Raw genomic sequence first — 6,896 nt, 5'->3', positions numbered from 1 at the left:
CTGGAACGCCAGGGCGCCCAGCCGCCCAAGCCGCCCAAGCCCGCCAAGGAGTCCCGGCGCACCCGCGCCAAGCGCCGCAAAGCCAAGTCCGCCGAGTCAGCCGAATCCGCTGAGTCCGCTGAGGAGCCCCGGGATTCCGAGGACGCCGAGGAGGGCGTGCCGTCAGCGGAAGCGGAACCTGACGGGGACGCCGCCGAGACCGGCGATACCCACGCCGAGGCCGAACCCCAGCAGACCGAGACCGCCACCGAAGCCGAAGCCGAAGCCGACACGGAAGCCGAAGCCGACGCCGAAGCCGGGGACGCCGAACCGGTCACCGCCGGTGGCCTGCGCAACAGACGGCCCACCGGCACGAACCGCCACCGCTTACGCCGCTGACGCGGAGTCGGGCTCCGCGTCAAGCGGTGATGTGCGCTAGATCCACAAGGACACGTCGTCCTGCATAGCGTCCTCTCCTCGCTAGGGGAGGGGGGCACGCAGCGGCAGGTCCAGCTGGACGTTGGAGACGTTGATCGCCCCGATGGAGGAGTTGGCGTACAGCGAGGAGTACGCGACGATCTGCAGGGTCAGCGAATCCCCGACGCCCACCGTGTAGGCGATGTCCTGCATCGGGATGCTGACGCTGCCGGCCTGACCGTTCAGGGTGACCGGGATCGGGGTGACGTCGTTGCCCACCACCAGCCCGGTGGTGTTGTCGATCAGTTGCGCGAACACCGCCTTGCCGTTGCCGATGCCCTGGTAGTCGAAGCTGAGCTGCGGGGCCCCCGCGATCTCGCTGCCCACCGGCGGGGTGACCGCGACGTTGAGCGCGTTGGTGGCCGGGGTGCCGAAAGTCCCGTTGTAGGGGAAGGTGCGCATCTCTGAGGGCAGGGTGTCGGGACCTTGCAGCGGCCCGGAGCCGCCGATCACCGGGATGATCGGCAGCATCCCGCCGTCGCCGGTGGCGGAGTAGGGCACGGGGAGATTGAATCCCGGCTCGTAGGGCAGCAGATCCGAGGAGTAGTACGTGCCGTTCTGGTCGTACCACTGGAATCGCGGAATGTCGGCGGCCGGGTCACCGATCTTGGCGACGTAGGTGTCCAGCCAGGCGATCGTGTCGCGGTACAGCCGCGCCGCCTGGTCCGGATTGACCGGGGTGCGGCAGACGCCGTGCAGGCCGCAGAACCAGGACATCTTGATCTCGGTTGCGAACGGGTTGGCCTCGATCCTCTCGGCGTTGGCGATCGCCTGGGCGAGCGGGAACAGCGTGTCGACGTTGCTCTGCACGAGCAGTGCGGGGGCCTTGAGCTGGTTGAGCAGCGTCGTCGAACCGCTGCTGCCCAGCACCGCTTGCGCGGTCTCGTCGATCGAACCGAACAGCAACCCGGTCAGCGCGGCGGAATAGAGCTGGGTGTTGATCCGCGCACCGGTGCCCACCAGACCGAGCAGGAGCGTCGTCAGCCACGCCGTCTTGACCACGTCGGTCGGATACAGTGCGGAACTCAGCGAGTTCCACGTGATGCACGGAACGATCGCGTCGACCCGCGGGTCGGTCGCGGCGGTCACCAGCTGGATGCCCCCGCCGTAGGAACCGCCCACCATGCCCATCGTCGGATCATCCGGACCGTCGAGCTGCACCAGCGGGTTGTCGGCAGCCCAGGAGATGATCGCCGAGGTGTCGCGACCCTCGTAGAACGGGTTGTCCAACTCGAAGATGCCGCCGGAGGCGTACTCGCCGCGCGGATCCCAGGAAATCACGTTGTAGCCGGCGGTGCGCAGCACATGCAGCGGAGGCACGAAGGACCGCGAATCCGGTCCCAGCGGCTGGGGGTACGGATCGGTCTCGCCCGGCAGCGGCAGTCCGGGTCCGTTGAGCACCAGCGGCGCGGTGTTGCCGGCCTGGATCTCGGCGGCCGGGAAGAAGTTCGTGCTGATCTCCACCCCGTCGAACGAGGTCACCTTGTAGGTGAACGCCACCGGGGTGGCACCCGGCGCCAGGGCGGCCACGTCGACCGGGATCTCGGCCACCACCGCCGACCCGATGATCGGCGCCAACAATGAACCGACCAGCGGGGTCTGCTGCAGCAGGCCGATCACCGACCCGGCCACCAGCCCGATGAGCGGCAACCCGGTCACCAGCGCGTCGAAGTCGGTGACCTCGGTGACCCGCACGTTGAACGTCTGGGTGTTCTTGCCCGCGCCGGTGTCCAGATCCCAGGTCAGGTACGGCAGGATCGTGTAGCTCTGCGGGTCCTTCGCTGTCGGGCTCACGGGCACCGTACCGAGGTTCAGTTTGCCGCTCTCCGACGAGTCAGGCACGCTTGCCGACACGAATTCGTAAGTCAGACACGAGCTTTTCTGCGTGGCCGAGCATGAGGTGTTCCCGTACCGGGCACTCGTCGCGTTCAGAGTGCCCCGCACGATTCCGTTGGCCAACTGAACCGTCGGCGCCACCGTGAAGCCGTCGGTCGCGCCCTGCCCGGCGCTCACCGCCGCCCGGGCGACCGCGGCGCGCTGCGGTGCCGAGGACCCGCGCCGCTCCGGCGCAGCGCTGGCGGCCGCCGGTCGCGGTGCCGTGGCCGTGCCGCGCGCGGCGGCCCGTTCGGCCTTGGCCGCCCCCGAGCGTTGCGCGCGCGCCGGACCCGCCGACCGCGCATCGTCGGCCGGTGCGGCCGACGGCGCATCCGCGGTGTCCGCCAGTGCCACCCCCGACCCCGCGACGAACGCCGCCGCACCGATCCCCACACCCACCCCGAGCGCGACCGCCAACATCCCGACCCGACCGACAAACAGCGACGCACCCATGACGACTCTCCTCCGCGACGTGGCCGGCGAAGAACCGCGGGCCCTGCGGGAAGGTTAGCCGTCCGGCACCCGACACAGGCCGATTCAGCAAATGTTGTCGAGGATTTTTCTCGCCGCTTGCTCAGCGCCGATGGCACCGAGCGGCGAAACGCCTCACCAGATAGCGAAGTCCGTCGACCCGATCCGGTCGGGTGCTGCGTAATTGAGGTAAACCGGACCCTGCTGGAACGGGGTGACCGAGGTGTTGAACAGCGACCCGTCGGGCACCGCCGTCGGCGACCGCTGGCCGCTGGTCGTCCACGACCACAGCAACGTCTGGCCGTCGGCGGTGTACACCGAGATCTTGGTTCCCGAGGGCACCAGCCCGGAACTCTGACCACCGACCAGGTAGGCCGGGATGGTTCCGTAGACCCCGCCGGAGTCGATGATGGCGTAGGCGTACTGCTGCGGGTCGTCGTTGACCGAGACCCGCACGTACGCGTCGGGCGTCCCGGGCACCGACACCCGCACCGGCAGCGGGTTGGGTCCGAAGACCATCACGCCGAACAAGCCCAGGAACGCGCCCTGGTAGAGCAGGAAACCGTTATTCAACTCCCCCGGCAGGGAAGTGGTCGGCAGGCCGACCGGGCCGGGTCCGGCGGCGTTGGCGCCGGTGCCGAGCACCCCGTCGGCTCCCCAGGACAGGAATTCCTTGAAATCCGCGACGCTGTTGGGGTAGGCGGCGTTGTCGGTCACGACGTTGACGGGCGTGGGCCCGGTCACCGCCGCGCCGCCGAAGTCGACGGTCGTGTTGTAAGTCTCGTAGTGGTAGCACAGCCCGCCGCTGAAGCAGCTGTTGCCGCTGCCGATCGGGCTGCCGAGGCTGCCCGGACCCAGCACGTCGGGCGTCACGATAAGACCGGACGCCCCGGTGTCCACCAGAACCGGCACCCTCGAGCCGCCGTTGACCGAGATGTTGATGACCGGCTGGGTTGTCGCCTTCATCTGGACCGGAACCCACGCGTACACCTGGCCGTTACTGCGGGCCTGGCCGACCAGACCCTGGGTGGTCGCCGTCGCCACACCGAGCAGGTTCACCAACGGCAGCAGCAGGGCCGCACCGGTCAGGCCGATATCGGAGAGGGTGGGCAGCGCCATGGTCGCCAGCAGGTTGAGCTGGGAGACCTGGTGAACGATCGGGATGTCGGCGGTGTCTTCGACCCACTGCGTGGCCACCGGCATGGTGTCCTGCCAGGCGTTCAGCGTCCACGACGACTGGGCGAGAAGAAGCTGCGGGGCGATGGCGACCAGGGCGGCGGCGATGTTGCCCGAGTCCATCACCTCCTGGCTGAGCTCATTCTGGGCGTCCTGGATCTGCTGCAGCGCCAATTGCACCCGGGCACCCGGCACGATCGGCGCGACCGGCAGGTAGGAATTCATGTTGAAGGACGGATCCGGCCCCGGCGGCGGCGGCGCGGCCGCGGGCAGCGGAACGGCCGCTGCCGGGCTCGCGACCGTCTCGGCCGCGGCGGGCGTCGGCAGAGCGGCCGGCTGGGCGGCTCCGGCAGACGGCACGGCCGCCGCGCGCACCCGGTCGGCAAGCAGGTTTTCGCGCGTCTTCTCGGCCGTCGGGGCTCCCTGGCTGCCGCGCCGGGTGGCGGCGGCCTTGCGGGTGGCGACGGACGAATCCTGGGCTGCGGTCGTCGACGCGGCGACCGGACCGCCCGGGGCGGATTCGGCGGGCGCGCCGGCGGTGTCGGCAGAGTCGGAAGTGCCGGCAAGGCTGCTCGAGCCGACCCCGGCGTCGGATCCCGGATCTGCCCCCGCGTCGGCGAACGCCACCGCCGGACCGGCGATCAGCGCGGCCCCCAGGCCGACCGTGACGGCTGCGGTCCCCAGCCAGGCATATGGCCGGACGCGGCGGTGCCGGGGAGTTCGGGACATCGGCCTTTCCTTAGAAAAGGTCAAGTGCAGACTTAAGCTTTGCTGAGTTTCTAGCATAGCTTACCGGATTTAACCAGATTACCGCCGCTTACAGCACGGAGAGCAGGCTGGTCGGATCAGCGACGCCCCGCAGATTTGCCAGGACACCGGAGTAGCCCGGCAGGCTTGGAGTGGCATCGAAGTAGAGGTTGCCGGTGGATTGTTCGTAGACGAACTGGCTGCGCGTGTTGCCCAGGCCCCCACCGAGGAACCACGCCCGGTCGACCACGTCGATCGTCGTGCTCGTCGCACCGAGGGTCTGCCGGGCGATGACGATGATGTCGTTGTGCTCTGCGACGGCTTCCACGCGGGGCGCGTAGGCCGGCGAGGTGAAGGGGTAGTCGAGGATGAAGGTGTCGGTGGCGGCGGTCCCGTTCAGCGTCCCGCGGACGTTCTTGATCCGCGGGCCGGTCCCGCTGTTCGCGACCGACGTGGAGTAACTCCACGCACCGCCGGGGATGACGCTGTCGCTCAGGCCGTCGGCGGCGCCGTAGACGTACATGTCCAGCGACACCGCGGTGGGAATGTTGGTGTACTGGCCGGCCGTTTCGTCGTTGGGGTAGGTGAAGAAGCCATAGACCCCGTTGGCGTCGGCGGTGGTGAAGCCGTCCAGGATTGCCGCGGTGCGCAGCGCGGTCGGATACGGCGTTGATCCCGGCGCGCTGACTTCGTTCTTCCAGAAATCGAAGTTGGTTTCGGTGGCCGAGCCGGAAACCCCGCTGCCGTTGAAGGCGTACGGATAGTCCGTGAACTGACATCCGGACGAGCACGGCGGAAACGGCGGATCGTTGTACTGGACGAAGTTCTGGTAGGACGTGGGCACCCAGCCGGCGGTGTTCATGTTCCAGTTCGTCGCGGCCGCGCCGAACTCGTTGACTTCGAACTGCGCGGCCCACAATTTGTTCGGACCGATGACACGGCTGACCGACTCGAGCGGCTGGGGACCAAAGGGACTCTGGCCGCTCCACACCAGATCGCCGTAGGGTTCGGCTCCGGTGGCGCCGAGCTGACCGGTGACGGTGTCGAAGTCCTTGAACCCGTAGATCTTTCCGTCGACGGCCCCCGTCCACGCCGCACTGTTGATCGTGAATTGCGTCTGGACCGGCAGGGACCACTCGTCGATGTAGGAGACGTCGATCGTGTACTGGTTGCCGGTCGCCGTCGGGTAGAGGAAGTACTCCACGAAGCTGTAGTTCGCGAAGGAGTTACCCGCCGAGGGCGCGGTCGGGTCGAAGGCGTCCACACCGCTGGTGGCTACGACCGGCAGCGTGAATCCGGTCGTTCCCTCCACCAGATAGATCCGGTTCTTGGGCGCGCCCACCGGACCCGTACCGAGCGCGAGCGTCACCGGCGCGGACAAGCCTTGGGAGATGGAGACCGGCTGGAAATCGCTCGGGATGCTGTAGTCGCCGGAGTTGGGCAGGTTGTAGACCCACAGCGTGCTGGCGGTGTTGTTGTGAATCGTGATCGACGGGGTGGCGGGGTCGGCGGGCGCGACGACGGGGTCCGGATCCGCACCCGGGCCCTCGGGGCTGAAGGTTCGCCGCAGCAGCAGCAGGGCGCCCTCCAGCAACCCGGTCAGCGGGTTGGGCGGCAGGCTGGACAGCCAGCCCGCGAGGGTGTCGGCGAGGGCGTTCACGATGCCCTGGATCACCGTGGTGGCCGTGGCGGTGGTCGTGGTGGTCGTGGTGGCTGCGGTGGTCGCGCCGGCGGCGATCGCTGCGGAGGCCGCCTGGGTGACGGGCGGCACCGGAGACGCCGCGGGCGCACGCGCGGTGTCGGGCCGGGGAGCTCCCGGCGCGCGGCGCGCGGCCGCGTTCGGCGGTGCACTCACCCGGGCCCGGACGGCCTCGACTCCCGGGGTGGGCGACCCGGCTGCCGAAGCCCGCGGCGCGGCCCGCACCGCCCGCGCCGCGGCCGGGGCGCGAACCGCTCCCGCCGTGCGCGCGGAGTCGTCGCGGCCGGTGCGCTCGGAGCGGGTCTGCGCCTGCGCTTTGGACGCCACCGGCGAGTCGGCGTCGGGGTTGTCGGCGGCCGCCAGTCCCGGGGCCTGCGGCCCCGCCATCAGTCCGAGGGCGAACACTGCCGCCCCGATCCGTGCAGTGTTTCGCATCATCGCCATCACCCCGACGTCGACGTCCGCACCCGGG

General features: G+C 69.4%; 2 protein-coding genes and 2 pseudogenes. 1 reads left to right on the top strand and 3 read right to left on the bottom strand.

Features of this window, described 5'->3' with window-relative positions:
• Positions 1–378: pseudogene (locus tag ACKOB8_RS06925) on the top strand (hypothetical protein); the annotation flags it as partial.
• An 81-nt stretch (positions 379–459) separates the two neighbouring features.
• Here ACKOB8_RS06925 and ACKOB8_RS06920 read toward each other — a convergent pair.
• The 3 genes and pseudogenes from ACKOB8_RS06920 to ACKOB8_RS06910 all read right to left on the bottom strand — a co-directional run.
• A complete protein-coding gene (locus ACKOB8_RS06920; protein WP_526376479.1) occupies positions 460–2,784 on the bottom strand; it encodes a CocE/NonD family hydrolase in 2,325 nt (774 codons plus the stop codon).
• Positions 2,785–2,937: 153 nt separating this feature from the next.
• Positions 2,938–4,707: a PecA family PE domain-processing aspartic protease gene (locus ACKOB8_RS06915; RefSeq protein ID WP_526376478.1), complete on the bottom strand. Its 1,770-nt coding sequence runs from the start codon at positions 4,705–4,707 to the stop codon at positions 2,938–2,940.
• An 88-nt stretch (positions 4,708–4,795) separates the two neighbouring features.
• A pseudogene (locus tag ACKOB8_RS06910) lies at positions 4,796–6,896 on the bottom strand (hypothetical protein); the annotation flags it as partial.

The sequence above is a fragment of the Mycobacterium sp. genome (assembly GCF_046091765.1).
Classification (GTDB): domain Bacteria; phylum Actinomycetota; class Actinomycetes; order Mycobacteriales; family Mycobacteriaceae; genus Mycobacterium.
This window is presented reverse-complemented; position numbering and strand designations above follow the sequence as displayed.

What these genes read in the sequence shown, in the direction of transcription:
- ACKOB8_RS06915 (WP_526376478.1), bottom strand. Translation starts at nt 4,707, where the DNA reads ATGTCCCGAACTCCCCGGCACCGCCGCGTCCGGCCATATGCCTGGCTG.
- ACKOB8_RS06920 (WP_526376479.1), bottom strand. Translation starts at nt 2,784, where the DNA reads ATGGGTGCGTCGCTGTTTGTCGGTCGGGTCGGGATGTTGGCGGTCGCG.